At 36.7% G+C, this 17448-nt stretch carries 15 protein-coding genes; 6 read left to right on the top strand and 9 right to left on the bottom strand.

Features of this window, described 5'->3' with window-relative positions:
* Nucleotides 1-33: 33 nt before the first annotated feature.
* A complete protein-coding gene (locus FBT53_RS00875) occupies nt 34-516 on the bottom strand; it encodes a CBS domain-containing protein (RefSeq protein WP_136949287.1) in 483 nt (160 codons plus the stop codon).
* A 123-nt stretch (nt 517-639) separates the two neighbouring features.
* Between FBT53_RS00875 and FBT53_RS00870 the strand changes: the two genes are divergently transcribed.
* The 4 genes from FBT53_RS00870 (at nt 640) to FBT53_RS00855 (ending at nt 5037) form a co-directional block, all read left to right on the top strand.
* Entirely contained in the window at nt 640-2922 is a 2283-nt protein-coding gene (locus tag FBT53_RS00870; RefSeq protein WP_136949286.1) for a M20/M25/M40 family metallo-hydrolase, read from the top strand.
* Entirely contained in the window at nt 2915-3724 is an 810-nt protein-coding gene (locus tag FBT53_RS00865) for an SDR family NAD(P)-dependent oxidoreductase (protein WP_136949285.1), read from the top strand. The genes FBT53_RS00870 and FBT53_RS00865 overlap by 8 nt, the downstream gene beginning before the upstream one ends.
* Before the next feature lie 119 nt (nt 3725-3843).
* Complete coding sequence (locus FBT53_RS00860; RefSeq protein ID WP_136949284.1) at nt 3844-4218, top strand: hypothetical protein; 375 nt, start codon at nt 3844-3846, stop codon at nt 4216-4218.
* Between the two features lie 120 nt (nt 4219-4338).
* On the top strand, nt 4339-5037 hold the full coding sequence (locus FBT53_RS00855) for a hypothetical protein (protein WP_136949283.1): 699 nt from the start codon (nt 4339-4341) through the stop codon (nt 5035-5037).
* 3 nt (nt 5038-5040) lie between these two features.
* Here FBT53_RS00855 and FBT53_RS00850 read toward each other — a convergent pair whose 3' ends face one another.
* The gene (locus tag FBT53_RS00850) at nt 5041-5541 is read right to left on the bottom strand and encodes a nuclear transport factor 2 family protein (protein WP_136949282.1); all 501 of its coding nucleotides are present in this window, start codon (nt 5539-5541) and stop codon (nt 5041-5043) included.
* Nucleotides 5538-6029: a hypothetical protein gene (locus tag FBT53_RS00845; RefSeq protein WP_136949281.1), complete on the bottom strand. Its 492-nt coding sequence runs from the start codon at nt 6027-6029 to the stop codon at nt 5538-5540. Before FBT53_RS00845 ends, FBT53_RS00850 begins: the two co-directional genes overlap by 4 nt.
* A gap of 63 nt (nt 6030-6092) precedes the next feature.
* Between FBT53_RS00845 and FBT53_RS00840 the strand changes: the two genes are divergently transcribed.
* A complete protein-coding gene (locus FBT53_RS00840; protein WP_136949280.1) occupies nt 6093-7031 on the top strand; it encodes an NAD-dependent epimerase/dehydratase family protein in 939 nt (312 codons plus the stop codon).
* Nucleotides 7032-7034: 3 nt separating this feature from the next.
* Here the strand turns inward: FBT53_RS00840 and FBT53_RS00835 are convergent, their stop codons facing one another.
* The 3 genes from FBT53_RS00835 to FBT53_RS00825 form a co-directional block, all read right to left on the bottom strand.
* A complete protein-coding gene (locus FBT53_RS00835) occupies nt 7035-7349 on the bottom strand; it encodes a hypothetical protein (protein WP_136949279.1) in 315 nt (104 codons plus the stop codon).
* Between the two features lie 61 nt (nt 7350-7410).
* Nucleotides 7411-7836 carry a cyclic pyranopterin monophosphate synthase MoaC gene (locus FBT53_RS00830; RefSeq protein WP_136949278.1) on the bottom strand — a complete coding sequence of 142 codons (426 nt, stop codon included), beginning with the start codon at nt 7834-7836 and terminating at the stop codon, nt 7411-7413.
* A gap of 4 nt (nt 7837-7840) precedes the next feature.
* The gene (locus FBT53_RS00825; RefSeq protein WP_136949277.1) at nt 7841-8281 is read right to left on the bottom strand and encodes a molybdenum cofactor biosynthesis protein MoaE; all 441 of its coding nucleotides are present in this window, start codon (nt 8279-8281) and stop codon (nt 7841-7843) included.
* Nucleotides 8282-8396: 115 nt separating this feature from the next.
* Between FBT53_RS00825 and FBT53_RS00820 the strand changes: the two genes are divergently transcribed.
* Nucleotides 8397-9332, top strand: a complete 936-nt coding sequence (locus tag FBT53_RS00820) for a YeiH family protein (RefSeq protein WP_136949276.1) — start codon at nt 8397-8399, stop codon at nt 9330-9332.
* Here the strand turns inward: FBT53_RS00820 and FBT53_RS00815 are convergent.
* The 3 genes from FBT53_RS00815 to FBT53_RS00805 form a co-directional block, all read right to left on the bottom strand.
* Complete coding sequence (locus tag FBT53_RS00815) at nt 9329-12571, bottom strand: VCBS repeat-containing protein (RefSeq protein ID WP_169630294.1); 3243 nt, start codon at nt 12569-12571, stop codon at nt 9329-9331. The two genes, FBT53_RS00820 and FBT53_RS00815, sit on opposite strands and share 4 nt — an antisense overlap.
* A gap of 104 nt (nt 12572-12675) precedes the next feature.
* Nucleotides 12676-14346, bottom strand: coding sequence for a RagB/SusD family nutrient uptake outer membrane protein (locus FBT53_RS00810; protein ID WP_136949274.1), 1671 nt, complete (start codon nt 14344-14346; stop codon nt 12676-12678).
* Nucleotides 14347-14364: 18 nt separating this feature from the next.
* Nucleotides 14365-17268, bottom strand: a complete 2904-nt coding sequence (locus tag FBT53_RS00805; protein WP_136949273.1) for a TonB-dependent receptor domain-containing protein — start codon at nt 17266-17268, stop codon at nt 14365-14367.
* Between the last annotated feature and the right edge of the window lie 180 nt (nt 17269-17448).

Below are 17448 nucleotides of genomic sequence, written 5' to 3'. Positions count from 1 at the left end.
CATTTGCGAGGTTTTTTCAAGTTATTGACTAGGTTAAACCCTACTCATCTTCCAATTGGCACCGGTTAACTTCAGGGCTGCAATAACAATATCTTTTCTACTAATCTGGCCTACTAAAATACCATTTTTTAATACAGGTAATCTTCTACGGTTATGCTGTACAAATACTCCTGCAGCATCAAAAATGGTCATATCATGCGGAATAGTTTCCACGTTTTTTGTCATGTATTTTTCAACACTTTTATCTAAAATAGGCTGATTAAAATAACGACTTTCAGATATCTGCTTCATACAATCTGCTTCAGAAATTATACCAACTAAAAAGCCATTGTTGTCCAAAACAGGTCCACCAGAGATTTTAAACTTGGCAAAAGCCTCCATTACTTCTAAAATAGATTGGTCTGGCGCAAAAGTTACTAGTTTTTTAGTCATGTAATCAGAAACCAAGATGGGGCGGTTATCTCCTTTTGTAGGACTTATCTTAGCCCTAGCCCCTTGAAAACTTTTAATAGCCATATGAGTTAATTTATAGGTTGCCTTCTAAATATAGTGATTATTAATTAATTAGGTAATTTTATTGTCATATTAATCAACAAACTGTTATTATTTTATACATTTAGGAACCAATCTTAATTCCTTATGAAATTTTCTAGGACCCTAAGCTTAATTCTTCTATGTATTGCAGCGTATTACAGTATTTCATCCTTAATGCCAAAATACCATGAAGACAGCCATGCAGAGCAAACCGAATTTTCTGTAGACAAAGCTTTAAAACACGTTAAAGAGCTAAGTAAAGAAACACACAGTGTAGGGTTCATTGGACATAAACACGTACGTTCTTATCTAGTCAAAGCCTTAAAAGAATTGGGCTTAGAAACCTATACGCAAGAAGGCCAGACTGTTGGGGATTGGGGTAATTTAAGTACAGCTATAAATATTATGGCCAAAATTCCAGGGTCAGACCCAAACGGCAAATCATTAGTGTTACTTTCGCATTACGATAGCAATCCACATTCATCTTTAGGTGCTAGTGATGCTGCCAGTGGTGTTGCCACCATATTAGAAGGCGTAAGGGCGTATTTAGCCAGCAATAAAAAAGCTAAGAATGATATTATTTTGCTATTTACAGATGCAGAAGAATTGGGACTTAATGGTGCGGACCTTTTTGTAAGAGAACATCCGTGGGCAAAAAATGTAGGTCTCGTTTTAAATTTTGAAGCCCGTGGTAGTGGTGGCCCAAGCTACATGCTTATAGAGACCAATAGAGGTAACGCTAAATTGATACAAGAATTTACTAAAGCTCACCCTAAATATCCCGTAACCAATTCTCTAGCCTATAGTATTTACAAATTATTACCTAATGATACTGACCTTACCGTTTTCCGGGAAAAAGGAGATATTGATGGATTTAACTTTGCTTTTATAGATGACCATTTTGACTACCATACAGCGCTAGACACTTACGAGCGTTTAGATAAAAAAACACTAAAACACCAAGGTACTTATCTAATGCCGCTGCTAGACCATTTTAGCAATGCAGACCTTACCAATGTTAAAAGTCTTACAGATTATGTCTATTTCAATTTTCCACTTTACAACATGGTGTCCTATCCTTTTGATTGGATATGGCCCTTATTCCTTGGAGGTGTATTTATATTCTTTATTGTTCTCACCATAGGATTTAAAAAATCTACCCTAAATGCTTTAGAAATAGCAAAAGGATTTCTACCCATGCTTATCACACTACTTGTCAACGGTGCCATAGGTTATTTTACTTGGAGTGCACTGCAATGGTGGTATCCTTGGTATAGAGATATACTACATGGCTTTACCTATAACGGGCATGATTACATCTGGGTAGTTGCGCTGTTAGCTTTAACCGTTTGTTTTTTTGTGTATAATCGATTTAAATTTTTAAAAACACAAAATCTTTTAATAGCCCCAATTGCACTATGGTTAGTTTTATGTGGCTTAACGGCATATTACTTAAAAGGAGCTAGTTTTTTTATTTTACCAGTCTTTGGAGCAATAGCATCATTATACGTATTAATTAATCAAGAAAAGCCATCGCCTTTTATCTTGTTATTTTTAGCATTACCTGCGGTATTTTTATATGTTCCCTTTATTAAAATGTTTCCTGTTGGTTTGGGATTAAAAATGTTAGTAGCTGCAACGGTTTTTGTCACCCTATTGTATTTTCTCTTAGTGCCCTTATTTGGTAACAGTGGCCATAAAATGAGATTTGCAGTTTTAAGCGTAACCCTATTTCTAATTTTTAGTATTAAAGCCCATTTAAACTCTAGTTATTCCCCAGAACATCCTAAACCAAGTAGCTTATTGTACGTTTTAAACAGTGACACTCAACAAGCACAATGGGCTACTTATGATAACGTCCTAACCCATTGGAACTCGCAATTTGTGAAAGATAAAAATGATAGTCCCGAAACAGGATTAAAAACCATAAGTAGTAAATACAACACAAGTTTCACATATGTTACTCCTACCGAAGTTAAAGCCATCCCAGCACCAGAAATACTAGTAACACAAGATTCAATTATAGAAAATACCAAGCAGGTAACCTTGTGTATTTATCCCAATAGAAATGTAAATAGACTAGAACTCTTTACTAATGATGTAAAAATTACTAGGGCTATAGTAAATGACCAAGAACTTACGGAAGCTTATTTGGCACAGCGCAATGGAGGGCGATTATTTACACATCATATTACTGATAATGCATATACAGAGGTGAAAATAGAATACAATGCCTCTTCCAAGCTAGAAGTAACCTTATATGAAGCTTCTAATGATTTATTAGAACATGAGCTATTTACGGTTCCCGATAGGCCAATTGATGAAATACCTATGCCCTTTGTCCTAAACGATGCTATCTTAGTTGTAAAAAAGATAAAGATTGAATAAGAAAATAAGCATAATTGGTTGTGGGTGGCTAGGTACACCAACAGCATTAAACCTACAAGAACTAGGATACCATGTAAAAGGAAGCACTACCAAGGCAAACAAAGTAGCTTCTTTACAAGCTTTAGGCATAGCACCCTACATAGTACGTTTACATGAGGATAAAATAGAAGGAGATATTACTGCTTTTTTAGAAGACAGTGCTATTGCTCTAATCAATGTACCGCCAAAACTAAGAGGACCTAATAAGGAAAACTATGTTGCTAAAATGCAGTTGCTTTATCAAGAACTGATTAACGCCCAATGCAAATGGGTACTTTTTGTAAGCAGCACCTCGGTTTATGGCAATGCAGAAGGTATTATAACAGAAGATACCCCAACCCAACCTATTACCGAATCGGGAAAACAATTGGTCCAAGCAGAAGCTCTTTTTAAAAAGGGTCCATGGAAAACTACTGTTATTAGATTTGGCGGTTTAATTGGACCCAACCGCCACCCAGTAAATCATTTAAGTGGTAAGAGCAATTTAACCAATGGTGATGAGCTAGTGAATCTTATTCATTTAGATGATTGCATCCATATGATCACCACAATTTTACTTCATGAATATGCGGAAATTACCTTTAACGGCGTTTATCCGAATCATCCTACAAAAAGAGAATACTACACGCAAGAGGCTGTAAGAAAGGGGCTTAAACCACCGGGATTTTCACAAAAAATTAAGAATTTTCCTCAAAAAAAAATATTATGTAGGAATTTTCTCAATAAAAATCATTTCCTACAAACCACTCTAAAAAGCACCTAAACCACAGGTTTTTTACTGTTCACAACATTTACCTTAAACTGGTGTTAATTACCCTGCGTAAAGTTTACGAAATCATTTTCGGCTGTCTAACTTTGTATCATAATATTTAAACTACAGGCATGGAAAATCTGATTTTAAAAACTAGAATTTTATCGGAAATGGAGCGCTTAATTGACCTACACAGCTCTCCTAGAAAATTATCCGATGAAGGAAAAACAATACATGAAAGTATTGTAAAACAATGTTACAACGCTGCAGACGTGCAAATGGATTACCATAGACGCAGAATTAATATGCATTTGGTCATGGATGATGCACTTTATAGTCCGGAGAAACTTAATGTTAATTTACCCGTACTACCTATGAATCTCTATTATATAGATTTAAGAGATTTTCTAAAGTCGTGTCTACAAGAAGACACTAAAAGCCTAGCACTTTACGCCCGTATTCTTAGAGACCATTCCTCCATTTCTTTAGAAGAACTTTCTGCCTAACTACCATATATACCACCAAACAAAAAGGCTCCAATTATGGGGCCTTTTTGTTTTACTAAGGCTTCTTTAACAAGGGGATACACAAGATTTTTTTAGCTTTGCCCACCTAACTTAAGTATGATGAAAAAACTTCTTGTTTTATTGACCCTTTGCTCCGTTTTCCAAACGGCTGCTCAAAACAGTACAGAACTTACCAAACATTATGAAGCGTATTATAAAGAAATGCGCACACAAGGCGATGTCAATGGAATTATTGGAGCCTTAACACATTTAAACATTTTACAACCCTCTAAAGCTCGTAAAGACACTTTAGCCTTTGTATACATGAATAGCAACCAACACCTACAAGCATTAAATACCATAGGCATAGAGAAAAACAACACCGATTCTGATTTAGCGGTACAAGTAAAAGCCGTAAGTCTAAAATCGCTTGGGCAACCTCAACGTGCAGTAGAACAGTTTGAAATTTTATATGAAAGAAATAAAAATCCGATGTTGGCTTATGAGATAGCCGATTTAAAAATTCAGTTAGGCGATGGTTCTGGGGCGTCTAGCTATATTGAATACGGCATAGCAAATGCTACTGACCAAATGAAGCATGCCTTCTTTGAGCGTCAACAACCTTATGAAGTTTCTCTAAAAGCTGCATTTTTACATTTAAAAGGACTTCTGATTTTTAATAATGATAAGACCAAAATTGATGAATCTATTGCCTTTATGGACCAAGCATTAGCAATAGCGCCTAATTTTAACCTAGCAAGCCTTAGCAAACAAGCTTTAGAGAGCCGCAAAAACGAAACCAGTACAGAAGAAAAGTAACTATTACTTTTTAATATTTTTTAATTGTAAGAGCAGAAGGCTATCCTTCTGCTTTTTTATGGACACAAGTTCATCCACGTGTTCATTAGGTACTGCAATAGAAAGTACATAGTGCGCAATTTTCCAATCGTTATTTACCTTTTTTAATACCCCAGAACCACGGCAAATTTCCATTTGGGTGTCTAATAACTCATCAAACCAAGCAAAAGATTTATCATCAGAAACATATATATTGCGCTCCACCGCAGTAAAACTCCAGGCTTTCCCTTTATCAAAATAAGGTTTGGAAAACGTACGGAATTCATCATTCTGCCAATTTTCCATAGCGTCTGTACCAATAAAAACACCGTCTGTAGTCATCTTACTAAAATAAGCATCAAAATCCGCTTGGCTAGCCGCCATATGCCAGCTATCTAAAACTGAATTAATGGCGTTAATCTCTTTTTTTTGCGCAAAACCAAGTGTAATATAAAATGCAGCTATGATACCTATGTATTTCTTCATTCCAAAATAGATTTAGTGTCTAGGGTGTCCTTAAGAATTCTATTAAATTGATTGCGCATAGCGTTTCTTGCCAGCAACAACTCTTTCACAGGCTCTTTAACTTCTTGTTGATTGTCTAAATGCCCTTTAATCTTCAGTAAAAAGGTTTTTAAAATCAACTGTCTACTTTTTATCTGTGCAATATTATAAGCCTCTGGATAATCACTCTTTTCCAATGCTGTTTCTTTTTCTATCAAATCTGTTACAGCCAACTTTAAATCTTCCGTATTACGAGCTCTACGGAATACATCAAAACTTTTTTCAAAATCCTGATAAGCTGTCCAAGGTTTCAATTTTTCTGTTGCCTTATCGGTCAACGGTATTGGGTTAGGCATGTTTTTAAAAGAAAACTCTGCTGCTACAGCATTTTGTTGCTCTTGTATTGGTGCTTTTTCCTTACAAGCAAAACATACCAAAAAAAATGTACAGATGATTAGTAATTTTTGCATTTAACGAAAGTACAAATTTTAAGAACAGCTATATTTGTTGACAATGCAACAAACGACTAATTCATGGCTAAATCTATCTTAATTTTAGGTGCCTGTGGGCAAATAGGAACAGAACTAACCTATGCACTAAGACAAAAACACGGAAAAGACTGTGTGGTGGCAAGTGACATTAGAGAAGGCGATGCTACTCTTATGGCTTCTGGCCCATTTGAACTGCTGGACGCAACCAATTATAGTGCCTTAGAAGATGTGGTAATGCATTATGAAATAGAAGAGGTTTATTTAATGGCTGCCATGCTTAGCGCTACTGCAGAAAAATTCCCCATGAGAGCTTGGAATTTAAACATGAATTCTCTTTTTAACGTGCTCAATCTTGCCAAGGAAAAAAAGATTAGCAAAATATTTTGGCCTTCTAGCATAGCTGTATTTGGACCCAATACACCTAAGGAGGCTACAGAACAACATACCATAATGGAACCTAGTACCGTTTATGGAATTAGCAAGCAATCTGGAGAACGTTGGTGCCAATATTACTATGAAAAATACGGAGTAGACGTGCGTAGCGTGCGCTACCCAGGGCTTATAAGTTGGAAAACACAACCTGGTGGTGGCACCACCGATTATGCTGTAGAAATTTACCACAAGGCTATAGAAACACAAACTTACACCTGTTTTTTAAAAAAAGGAACTACCCTGCCCATGATGTTTATGGATGATGCTATAAAAGCAACCTTGGCCATTATGGAAGCACCAGAAACACAAATAAAAATACGCTCCTCTTACAATCTTGCCGCTATAAGTTTTGCTCCTGAAGAGATTGCGGCTAGTATAGCACTACACATTACCAATTTTAAGATGAAATACGAGCCAGATTTTAGACAACAGATTGCTGATTCTTGGCCCAGCAGTATAAACGATGATTCTGCTAGGAAAGATTGGGGTTGGCAACACTCCTTTGATTTGGAAAAAACAACAAAAGAGATGTTGACCAACCTTGGCTAAGCCTTAATCGTTGTCGCCGTCCTCAGATTCAGAAATTTCGTCTGGGTCTACAACAGCAGTAGGGTCGTCGTCGTCATAATCCTCATAGTCTTCTTCGTCATAATTGGCCATAGTTTTCTCTAATTTGGAAGAAATCTTGACCAAGTATTTGGTGTCTTCTGTAAGGACCTCTACACACTCCACTTTTTCTCCAGCTGCATTTCTAAAGCTGATAATGTCTGTATAATCATACCCGTCTGGGTAAGCCTCTACTAACAACTTAAGCACCTCTGGGGTAAGCTTTTTAAAATCTACGATTACTCGCTTTAGGTTGTTCATTTTACATAAAAGATTATGAGGCTAAATTAGAAAAATAATGAGCTGACGCTTGCAAAAATTGTTAAAATTTCAAATCAGATTTTCCTCCTGTTTTCTCTAGTAATTTTATATTTAAAATAGACACTTTTTTGTCTATCGGTTTTAACATATCATACATATTTAAGGCTACGATACTAGCTCCGTGCATAGCCTCTACTTCTACTCCCGTTTTATAAAAAGTTTGTACTAAAACCTTAATGGTAATAGTTAAACCATCTATTTGATATTCTACTTTTGCATGTTCAATAGGCAGCGGATGACAGTCTGGCAACAATTCTGGTGTCTTTTTTATACCCAAAAAACCCGCTGCTTTACTCATTTCAAAAACATCGCCTTTTGGCACAGTATTATTTTTTATAGCTGTAATAGTTGCCACATTCCCAACTTGTACCACTGCCTGCGCAATTGCGGTTCTATGTGTATTCTTTTTTTGTGTAATATCTACCATTTTTCTATGTATTCACTTTCCATTGGTAACTGTCGCCTGCAAAAACTTCTTTGCCAAATACTGGCACTTCTTTTTTTATAGCCTCTACCACAAATTCTAATGCTTCAAATACCACTTTTCTATGGGGAGAAGAAACAAAAACAAACAAACATAGTTCACCTACGCCAACTATACCTAAACTATGATAAATGTGCATACAGGTGAGATTAAATTTAGAAAAGGTAGCTTCTCTTATCTCATCAAACTTCTGCTCTGCCATGGACTCATAAGCTGTATATTCTATTGCAGTAACCGTCTTACCGTCTATCTCATCTGCCCTTACCTGTCCTAAAAAAATATCGTGCGCTCCTATAGTTGTTTTGGATTGGTGCTTGGCAATAGCATCTGCAATAAAGCTAGGTGCTATAGGCCCCTCTACAAACACTTTTTTCTTCTTTTTCTCCATAGTATAAAGGTAAACATCTCTCTAAAAAAAGTTGGTATTTACCGTGTTATATTCCCATATTATCACACCAGAATATAAATTTTGATTATAAAATGTAAACGTTTACATTTGTTGTATGAGTCGTTTTTATCTACCTGTTGGCATTACGCTTACTGTTTTAGTAGCGGTATTCTTCAACAAAATTTCTGCTCCCATAGCTTTAACTTTGGGATTACTTATTGGCCTTTCTGGACTCATTAAAAAGAAGCCTGTACCTTACCACGCCCCAATACAGAAAAAATTATTGAAGCTATCTGTTATCGGCTTAGGTTTTGGTATTAACTTAAGTACTGCTATTGCTGTAGGCAGTGATAGTTTTGGCATTAGTTTATTTGGAATAACCTTAACATTTTTAATTGCGTTTGGATTAGCACTTCTTTTAAAATCTGATAAAACAATCACTTTTTTAGTGGCTTCTGGCACTGCAATCTGTGGTGGCAGTGCTATTGCTGCAGTTAGTACGGGGATTAAGGCCAAACCTCATCAAACAAGTATCGCACTAGCCGTTGTCTTTTTGCTTAATTCCGTAGCCTTATTTCTATTCCCGCCTATTGCTCATTTTTTTGAGCTTTCTCAAAATCAATTTGGAGTTTGGTGTGCTTTAGCTATACATGATACAAGCTCGGTAATTGGAGCGAGCAATTCTTACGGAGAAGATGCCCTTTTAGTAGCTACTACCACCAAATTGGTCCGAGCCTTATGGATTGTGCCTTTAGTAGTTTTAGTTTCATTTAAATCTAAAGAATTCAACAAAAAGAGTTTTCCTTATTTTATCCTAGCTTTTTTAGCCGCAATTCTCTTAAACACCTATTTACCAAACTTTGAAACCGTTTCTATAATTTTAGTATGGATTTCTAAACGTTTGTTAGTCTTTACCCTCTTTTTAATTGGCCTTAGTATAAACATGGCCCAGATTAAACAATTAGGCTCACAAACTTTTTTAATTGGACTTTTTACATGGCTAATACTGGCCTTAGTTTCTTTTGGATACGTAACTAAATTCGTGAGTTAATATAGTCGGAATGCTTCTGGAAACGAATTGTTTTTGAGAATCAATAACAAATTTCCATCTTTCTGTTTGACGGATTTTACCCTACGTGCATCACCACTAATTTTAAATCCAGAATGGTTTATCACCTTATACCCTCCACTTTCAAAACCAAGAACAGCTCCTTTTGAAGCATCAAACCTTATGGTTTCTACTTCTACAGGAAAGTGATTGCCCACCACAATAACTTCTAACGTGCCATCGCCATCTATATCTATTATTTCAAAATCTGTGATTGGACTTATTTGTACCTCATTTGGTAAAACGTGTTGTATAAAACCTTTATCTCCTAAATTTTCTAGCCAAACGCTAGCTAAATTATTGGCTTTATAATGGATAGCCTCTGCCAACGCTTCTATTCCATAGACCTCTTCTACAGAAGCATTAGCAAATGCCTCATAGGTAGAAAATTTTTGGCTGATAAATGGTATCTGTTCACTGGAACACTGTTTACCTCTCACTGGTACTAATTTATCTTTGTATTGGTTTACTAAGACAATATCAAAACTGCCAGAATCATCAAAATCGTCACCGTATACCTCAAAAACATGAGATGCACCGGCCTTGTATTTTGTATTTAGCCCAAGATTCCCCACCAGATAATCCACGTCCCCATCTCCATCCACATCCGCAGCTTCTACAGCAGACCACAATCCTGTACTTTCTTCCAAACCTACACTATCTTGAGATTTAAAGATGCCGTTGTCATTTTGCAAAATTGTAATTGGCATCCATTCACCTACCACCAACAAGTCTTTGTCACCATCATCATCTACATCTGTAAACAAAGCATCCGTAACCATGCCTAAAGGCTGCTGTAGCTTTAAACTATTATCGCTAATTTCTGTGAACCTATTACCATCATTTCTCAAGATTAAAGATTTTGGTGTGGATGGATACGCCCAAGGCACATGCCTACCGCCTACAAATAAATCCAAATCACCATCATTATCTATGTCTGCCGTTTTTACCACCTGTCCTGCTATTGAAATTTTTGGAAGGACTCCAATAGTTTTGCTAAAATTTCCCAGACCATCATTATTGTATAGTCTATCTTGATAAAAGTCCGCATTTGCCTTTTTCTCATTACCTCCACTAACCACATAGAGGTCTAAGTCTCCATCCTTATCATAATCAAAAAAGAGGCTTTCTAAATCTTCAAACATAGCATCTTTAATAAAGGCTTGCTGAATTTGTTTTTTAAAACTTCCGTCGGTTAATTGTATATATAAACTAGCTTCTTGCCCTTGGGCACCCCCAACATAGAGGTCTTCTAAGCCGTCTGCATTTACATCTGCCACTGCCATATATGGGCCACTTTGAGACATTTTATAAGGGAGTAATAACTGTTGAGCGTAATCATTATAGGGCTGCTCTTGATGCTGGTAGTCCAAACCATTTGTTTTTAAGTCCACCTTATTTAAATGATGATGTTCTTGCTTTTGATTCTCCTTACTGAACCTAGCCTCCGCATACGCTATTTTTAGCACTTGGTTGGCTTGCACCTTGCCCAGTTCTTGTTTTTTACCATCTGGCCAAGACACCATTACATTCTCTATTGATGCGTCTCCTAAACCAAAGTGAAGCTTAGTACTTACGGAAGATTGAAAGCCTCTATTGGCATATATCTGTTGTATCTGTTGCCCCTTATTTGTTGTTACGACCACCTGAACCCCTAAGCCTAGTGGATTATTTTTAGGACCTGTTATTTGCAATTGTAAAAAGTTGCCTTCTGTATTATTGCGGTAAACAAAGGCTGAATCATCTAAATTATTTACTACAATATCCAAATCGCCATCATTATCTAGATCTGCATAAGCGGCTCCATTAGAAAATGATGGGGTGCCAAATCCCCAATCTTCTTGGACCTTAGAAAAGGTTAAGTCTCCCTGGTTATGAAACACATAATTGGGTATTTTACTTGCAGGAACCATATCCAAAACACTGTTTAAAGACATGGGCTCTTTATTTTTAACTTTAGAATTAAGGGTGTTTCTAAAATCTACGTTACCAACATCTTTTTTAATACCATTAGTCACCAAGAGGTCTTTTAGTCCATCATTATCCAAATCTGCAAAAAGGGGCGCCCAACTCCAATCTGTCTTAGCAACATGTGCCATATGTCCAATCTCAGAAAAGGTAGCCCCTCCTCTGTTCCATTGCAACATATTAAACATGTATTGGTAATGGTAGCCTTTTGCTACAGCATTTTCAAAAGCTTCTGTACTCATAGAGGGCATGTTTGTTTTACTACGAACGTGGTCCTCTGCAGACATATCCAAGACCATTATATCCAACATACCATCGTTATCAAAATCTGCAACATCAGACCCCATACTATTGAAACTTATATGGTCCATGGTTTTTAATATTTGGTCCGTGAACCCACCTTTTTGGTTATTGATGTACAGAAAGTCTGGCTCAGAAAAATCATTACACACATAAACATCTGGCCAACCATCTTCGTTAAAATCGGCTATAGCTGCACTTAAGCCCCATGCCTTATTTTGTATTCCAGAAGTTTTTGACACATTGATGAATTGGCCATTATCATTACGGTACAACTGATCTGAAGCTTCTTGTATAATGGTAGCTGTACTTTTTAGATTACCAAAATCTGGTCGGTGATTTACTATGTATACATCTATATCTTGATCTAAATCGTAATCTAAAAAATAAGCTTGTGTACCAAAACCTGTATCTGCCAAGCCGTATTCTTTTGCTGCTTCTGTAAAAGTTAAATCACCATTATTGATATATAGCTTATTAGCACGCTGACTGGGAACGTCTATTTTACCAGATTTACATACGTAGATATCTAAATATCCGTCTGCATTTATATCTACCATTGAAATACCTGTGGTCCAACCAGTACTATCTTCTAGCCCTGCTTTTTTAGTAACCTCTTTAAACTTAAAATTGCCCTGATTAAGATAGAGGGCATTGCTGTTTTGATTGGCGCTTAAGTATACATCTTCCAAGCCGTCGTTATTAATATCGCCAATAGCTACACCACCACCATTGTAGATGTAAGGATAATTTAAGAAATTAAACTGATTGGTGCTGGTAATTTCATTTTTAAAATCTATCCCAGTAACGGAACTAGAAAGTAAGGTAAAACGCTTTTCATCATTACCTTTTGTATCCCTTTCTGAGGAACAGCTTGCCACATATACTAAGGCAATCCAAACAATACTTTTCAAAAATTTTATTCCCATTTCATCTACCAATAAACAAAAAAATAGCAGAAGGAACCGACTTAACCCTCTGCTATCAAAATTTACTAAACTTAAACTATATGCGGTTTTTAATACCCTTGATTTTGGGTTAGCACAGAACTTGCTGCAAGAGCATTTCTAGGTATAGGGTACACTCTTACAAATGGTTCGGTAACTGGTTTTTCCGTATAAGCATCATTAAATTTACCAAACCTAATAAGGTCTGTTCTTCTTTGTTGCTCCCAGTAAAACTCAAACCCTCTTTCTGCCAATAGACCGTCTAAATCAATGGTTGTTAAACTAGCGCTACCTCTAGCGGCTCTTACGGTATTTACATCTTCTAGAGCACCTGCAGCATCACCATTTCTTAGTTTTGCTTCTGCACGCATTAAATAGGCATCTGCCAAGCGAATTAAAGGCACATTAATATCTGTATCCCATCTACCAGGGCCAGGAGTGTCATAGCCATATTTAAATACTCTTGCCCCTTGTTCTTGGTTTGCTTGTAAGCCTACTTCTTTAGTGTGATTGATAACATCATTATCTCTTAAGAAATTCCGTAATTCTTGAATAACAATGTTCCCCTCTTCATCCTTTCTAAAGTTACCCCCTTCTGTAGGCACATCATTTTGATCCACAGGGACCGCTCCATATTGTACGCCTACTATAATTCCTCTATTTAATTCATAATCCTCTGGAGCAATTGTTCCAGGTTCTTGTGGTATATTTTCTTCAAAATATCTAGGGTCTGTAGTATCCCAAGAATCTACAAAGTCTGGTGTGGTTGCAAAACCATTCCACCCTCTAAAACTACCCCCATCTGCACCGTACATTCCTTGGCTTAGGGTCATAGCAATAAATGCCCTGTTCCCAGCAACACCTGCTTGTAAATCCGCTGCAAAAATAATTTCATCAGAAGCGGAGTTAGAATCGTTATCCCCATCAAACAAACCAAAATAATCTGTTGCTAAAGTATACCCGCCTGTATTGATAACTTCTGTAGTTTGCGCTATAACCGCATCCATATCCGCTGCACTAAAATTGTAAGACGCTGCATATCTATCTCTGTAAACAGCCTTATTTAGGTTTAGTTTAGCCAATAGTGATTGCCCAGCAGCTTTATTAAATTTAGTCCCAGAAGCAGAAGCTCCTTTCTCTCCTAATAAAGGAATAGCTGATGTAAGCAAACGTTCTATTTCTGCAATAGCGTCTTCCCCAGTCAACACGGTGTTCTGACCCGTTTCTGCATCAACATAAGGTACTTGGGCATACAAATCGAACATGTAAAAGCTGTAGAAAGCTAACAATCCCTGTGCTTCTGCCAATGCATTCTGAACATCTTCATTCTCTGTATTAGAAGATAGAATATCTATCGTCTCTAAACAGCCCGCAATTCCTTGTTGTAAGTTGTTAAAAACATCTGTTAAAGTTACTTCTTCTGGCCCCCAAGTATGGGTATGCAATGCAATGTAACGGCCACCATCAAACCAATCCGAACCACCATCTGCTCTGGACCTTGTAGGCACAATAACCTCATCCGTAGAAGCTTCTTGCAAGTTAAAAACCAAGCGCTCTGTAAAATTTGGAATCAGCGGACTGTAAAGACCAGAGATTAAGGTGTTTAAAAAATCTTGGCTTGGGTTTTCTAATAAAACCTCTATATCTGTTCTATTTAATTGCGACAAATTCTCTTCTTCTAGGTCTGAACAACCATAGAATAGTGCCGTCGCCAACATAAAAATTAATGCTTTATTTTTCATGCTATTAGTTTTATTTGATTAGAATGATGCGTTAATACCTAAAATCAATGTTCTTCCTCTTGGGTATGCAGCAAAGTCAATTCCGTAAGACAAAATTCCATTTTGTGTTCTTGGTGTATTTACCTCTGGATCAAAACCGCTATAATCTGTAAGAGTAAATAAGTTTTGACCTGTCATGTAAAATCTAAACTTATCCAAAAACGCAACTTTAGAAACATCAAAATCATACCCCAAAGTAGTATTGGCAAGCCTTAAGAAAGAACCATCTTCTAAATAGTAATCTGATGCTCCTGGCGGAATATCGTTAGTTTCTGTTAATAATTCTCTTGTTACATTATCCCCAACGTTGTTTAAGAACTGTGCCGTGTTATTGTAAATTTTATTGCCACTTACCCCAGAAAAGTTCATAGAGAAATCCCAACGTTTATAGTTTAAACTAGTATTAAATCCGTAAACAAAATTTGGAATTCCAGACCCTTGAATAGTGCTTTCTTCAGAAACCGTACCATCCGCATTTGCAGTTGGCAACAGAAAAGAACCTAAGGCTTCGCCACTTCTTACAACTTGCACAAAAGAACCGTTAAGCCCAGGACCATTGATTGCTCCGGTGATAAATTCTTCTCCATCTCTTAAGTTCACCTCATTAGAAATGTAAGTTCCATTAGCAGATAGTGTCCAGTTAAAATCTTCTGATTTTACCACATCATAACTAACAAATGCTTCTAAACCGCTATTGGTAATATCTCCTGGTAAATTTATCCACTCTCCAGAAACAGCCGGCGGCTCTGATGCCACAAAAAGAATCATTTTCTCATTTACTTTATTAAAGTAATCTAGGCTACCATACAAACGATTATTGAGCATACTAAAATCTACGCCAATATTAAATTGGTTACTAATTTCCCACTCTAAATCAGGATTTCCTTCTGCCACTTTTGCAACTCCTACTTCCGTTTCTGATAATTGTACATATTCAAAAGCATCTTGTGTAGGGTTACCAGGAACATTCTGGTTCCCTGTTTGCCCCCAGCCTACTCTTGTTTTTAATGTATTTATAGCTCCATCGCCGTTATTTATTAAAGCGTAAGACGCTGCCAAAGCAGGGAACACACCCCACTTATTACCTTTAGCAAATTTAGAAGTACCATCTGCTCTTAACGAAGCAGAAACATCTAAACGGTCTCCGTAAGAATAATTAATTCTACCAAAAACTGATTCCAAAATGGTTCTAGAATTTGTACCCCTTGGCAATCCGCTTAATAAAGGAGCGTTGGTAGGATTGTCTATGGCGCTAACATTAGGCAATACAAAACCTAAATAAGAATTAGAAGTAGATTCTAATTCAAAACTTTGGTTGGCATAACCCAATAAGAAGTTGAAGTTATTATCCCCTTTTGTTAAATTGTAAGTTAAAAAATTCTCGAACAATAAGTTTGTTGCTCTTACGTCCCCAACAGCATACGTTCCGTTGTTAGCAACACCCTCTAAATTGTTAGGGATTAATTCTTGCTCTCTTTTACCATTGGAGTAATCCGCACCTAAATTAACTTGGTAATTAAAATTTGGAGAAAACCTATATGTTGCAGTTAAATTGCTTAAAAAACGATTAGTCTCAGTAATATCATTAGTAGACGCTAGCAACCCAACTGGGTTTGTTCTTCCACTAGAGTAATTACCGCTAGCATCTAAAACAGGCCTTGTTGGCACCGCTCCTAACGTATTTGTAATTAATTCTCCCGTAGTATCTGCACTATCCGTTCTTGGCACACTATTATTTTCTGTCTGGCTCGCAATTAGATTAAAGTCTATCTTAAGCTTGTTATCTTCTAAGGCAAAAAAGCTAGTATTAAGTCTACCTGTATACCTTTTTAAACCGCTTTTTTCTATGATACCTTCTTGATCAAAAGCAGATAAAGACACCAACACGGACGACTTTTCTCCCGAGGTGCTGTAGGTAAGACCATAATTTTTGGTAATACCTGTTCTAAAAATCTGATCCTGCCAATCGGTATCAATTGCTCCTCCTCCAAAATCTTGGGCTGTTCCCACCTCTAGCTTATTGGCAATTTTAGAAAAAGCAGTATAATGATTAAAATCAATTTTAGATTTACCTCCTTTACCCCTTTTGGTTGTTATTAAGATAACCCCGTTAGCACCTCTGGAACCGTAGATTGCAGTTGCAGAAGCATCTTTTAACACATCCATAGAAGCGATATCATTAGGATTTAAAAACGCTATAGGATTGCTAGCAGCAGAGGTAGCTGGCAAACCTGAACCTAAGATATTACTACCGCCTGGTGATGTTGCTGCGTTACTAATAGGCACACCATCTATAACATACAAAGGACTATCCCCGCTACGCAAAGCACCAGCACCTCTAATGGTTACTGTGGTTGCTGCACCAGGCTCGCCACTAGATGTTGTTACACGCACACCTGCCACTTTTGCCTGTAACAATTCTTCTGGAGCATTTACAACCCCCTTGTTAAATTCTTCTGCTTTTAAATTGGCAACCGCTCCTGTAACATCTGTACGTTTTTGAGCTCCGTAACCAATAATAACCACCTCATCTAACTGCTGACCAGACTCTTCCATGTAAATAGTTACATTAGATTCACCTTTTACAGCAATTAGTTCTGTTTTAAAACCCAAAAAAGACACGCGTAACGAAGTATTTTCTTGAGTTAGCTCAATCGTAAAATTACCATCAAAATCCGTCACCACACCATTATTGGTTCCGTCTTCTACAATGGCAGCACCAGGAACAGGAATTTCCGTACCTTTTTCTAATACTTTACCAGAGACTTGCAATTGCTGAGCGTACCCCCACGAACTTGCCCCAAGTAAGAATAGTAAAGTGCAGAATATTCGGGTTAGTCCATACCCCCTCATACTCAACATTTTTAAGTTTTTAGTTTTCATTCTTCAGTTTAGATTATTTCTCATTTTTAATAATTATCTTAAAAATGATAACGTTTACATTTACAATTATATGAAAAATTCACAATAAATAAATCGTTTTCGGAATTTTATGGTCAATTTTTTTGTTTTTCAATAAATACCGAAGCATTTGTGTTAAATTTATCCCTTATCACAACCACA

Origin of the sequence: Flavobacterium sp. ASW18X (assembly GCF_005144745.1) — a bacterium.
Taxonomy (GTDB): domain Bacteria; phylum Bacteroidota; class Bacteroidia; order Flavobacteriales; family Flavobacteriaceae; genus Croceivirga.
Note: the sequence above shows the minus strand (reverse complement) of the source record. Positions and strands in the feature narration are given on the sequence as shown.

Excerpts from the sequence above, each read along its gene's own strand:
- FBT53_RS00825 (WP_136949277.1), bottom strand. The coding sequence starts at position 8,281 with ATGGAGAAAAAGAAGAAAAAAGTGTTTGTAGAGGGGCCTATAGCACCT.
- FBT53_RS00875 (WP_136949287.1), bottom strand. The coding sequence starts at position 516 with ATGGCTATTAAAAGTTTTCAAGGGGCTAGGGCTAAGATAAGTCCTACA.
- FBT53_RS00840 (WP_136949280.1), top strand. The coding sequence starts at position 6,093 with ATGGCTAAATCTATCTTAATTTTAGGTGCCTGTGGGCAAATAGGAACA.
- FBT53_RS00850 (WP_136949282.1), bottom strand. The coding sequence starts at position 5,541 with ATGAAGAAATACATAGGTATCATAGCTGCATTTTATATTACACTTGGT.
- FBT53_RS00810 (WP_136949274.1), bottom strand. The coding sequence starts at position 14,346 with ATGAAAAATAAAGCATTAATTTTTATGTTGGCGACGGCACTATTCTAT.
- FBT53_RS00845 (WP_136949281.1), bottom strand. The coding sequence starts at position 6,029 with ATGCAAAAATTACTAATCATCTGTACATTTTTTTTGGTATGTTTTGCT.
- FBT53_RS00805 (WP_136949273.1), bottom strand. The coding sequence starts at position 17,268 with ATGAAAACTAAAAACTTAAAAATGTTGAGTATGAGGGGGTATGGACTA.
- FBT53_RS00830 (WP_136949278.1), bottom strand. The coding sequence starts at position 7,836 with ATGGTAGATATTACACAAAAAAAGAATACACATAGAACCGCAATTGCG.
- FBT53_RS00860 (WP_136949284.1), top strand. The coding sequence starts at position 3,844 with ATGGAAAATCTGATTTTAAAAACTAGAATTTTATCGGAAATGGAGCGC.
- FBT53_RS00870 (WP_136949286.1), top strand. The coding sequence starts at position 640 with ATGAAATTTTCTAGGACCCTAAGCTTAATTCTTCTATGTATTGCAGCG.
- FBT53_RS00835 (WP_136949279.1), bottom strand. The coding sequence starts at position 7,349 with ATGAACAACCTAAAGCGAGTAATCGTAGATTTTAAAAAGCTTACCCCA.
- FBT53_RS00855 (WP_136949283.1), top strand. The coding sequence starts at position 4,339 with ATGAAAAAACTTCTTGTTTTATTGACCCTTTGCTCCGTTTTCCAAACG.
- FBT53_RS00820 (WP_136949276.1), top strand. The coding sequence starts at position 8,397 with ATGAGTCGTTTTTATCTACCTGTTGGCATTACGCTTACTGTTTTAGTA.